This is a genomic window from Rhodoferax sp. UBA5149 (assembly GCF_002413825.1).
GTDB lineage: Bacteria > Pseudomonadota > Gammaproteobacteria > Burkholderiales > Burkholderiaceae_C > Rhodoferax.
In genome coordinates, this window is record NZ_DHXT01000085.1 from 28,636 (window position 1) to 30,045 (window position 1,410).

At 67.7% G+C, this 1,410-nt stretch carries 2 protein-coding genes; one reads left to right on the plus strand and one right to left on the minus strand.

The genetic code is table 11. The features are described 5' to 3' along the window. Positions 1-890, plus strand: an 890-nt coding sequence (gene thiL / locus B3V69_RS07200) for a thiamine-phosphate kinase (protein ID WP_296445140.1), incomplete at its 5' end; no start/stop codon positions are given. A 50-nt stretch (positions 891-940) separates the two neighbouring features. On the opposite strand, the gene B3V69_RS07205 is transcribed toward thiL, so the two are convergent. Next, entirely contained in the window at positions 941-1,321 is a 381-nt protein-coding gene (locus B3V69_RS07205) for a c-type cytochrome (RefSeq protein ID WP_414707487.1), read from the minus strand. Positions 1,322-1,410: the final 89 nt, after the last annotated feature.

Genomic DNA, 1,410 nt, shown 5'->3' on the forward strand with positions numbered 1-1,410 from the left:
TGGCGATCTCGTGCGACATGCTGGTGGAGGGCCGCCATTTTCTTTCCACGGTGGACCCTCGTCTGCTCGGGCACAAGGCGCTGGCCGTCAATCTGAGTGACCTGGCCGCCTGCGGTGCCAAGCCGCTGGCCTTCACCCTGGCACTGGCCTTGCCGCGCGCCGACGAGGCCTGGCTGGCACCGTTTTCACAAGGGCTGCTGGCACTGGCCGATGCGCATGGCTGTGAGCTGGTGGGGGGCGACACCACGCAGGGGCCACTCAACATCTGCATCACGGTGTTTGGCGAGGTGCCGGTGGTGGACGGGCGCTCGCAGGCGCTGTTGCGCTCCGGCGCCCAAGCCGGAGACGAGCTCTACGTCAGCGGCACGCTGGGCGACGCCCGGCTGGCGCTGGAAGTATTCCGGGGCACGCTGTCGGTGCCTGCGCCGCTGTTTGAAGCAGCCCGTTTGCGGCTGGAGCAACCGACGCCACGGGTCGCGTTGGGCCTGGCTTTGCGCGGCATTGCCACGGCGGCAATCGATGTCAGCGATGGTCTGTTGGGCGACCTCGGCCACATCCTGAAGCAGTCCGGCGTCGGGGCCACCGTGGATACCGATATTGCTATTACTTTGGTAGCTGCTCGCGCTTATGATTCGGGGGCTAGCGGCCTGTTTTGCACTGAACTTGCGCCCGATCAATGGCTCGGCTGGGCACTGGCCGGGGGCGATGATTACGAGTTGCTGTTCACGGCCCCGGCGTCGGCTCGCGACCTGGTAGCTGCCGCGGCGCACAGCAGCCAGACACCGGTCACCCGCATCGGCCAGATCGACATGGAGCGAGGCCTGCGCCTGGTTGACGGCCAGGGGCAAGCGGTGCCCAACACCCACACCTCGTTCGATCACTTCGCCTGACCCGGCGAGGGGGTCGATGGGCGGTTGACGATCCGCCATGTCGGTGAAGACTAGGGGCTGGTGTGGCAGGCGGCGCCGGCGTTGGCTGATTTCAGGTAAGCGATCAAGTCCTTGCGGTCCCGGGCCACGGGGACGCCGGCATAGGTCATGCTGCTGCCCGGCACCATGGCCAGCGGTTGGGTCAGAAAGCGCTTGAGCGTTTTTTCATTCCACACGATGCCCGACCTCTTCATGGCCGGTGAATAGTCGAAGCCCGCCACGCTGCCGGCGCGCCGACCGAGCAAGCCGCAATGCCGGGGCCCGACGCGATCAAACGTCAGCGCGTGGCAGGCGGCGCAGCGCGCGTACAACCGCTCGCCGCGTGCGGCGTCCGGCACTGCCGGGGCCGCCAGCCCCAGGCTGGCGACGCCGAGCGCGAGTGAGGCGCCCAGCAAGACATGGTGGCGTCGCATCAAGCCATGAAGGCCGAGGGCACGGGTACCTCGCCGATGGCCTGGCGCAGGATGGCCCAGTGCATCGC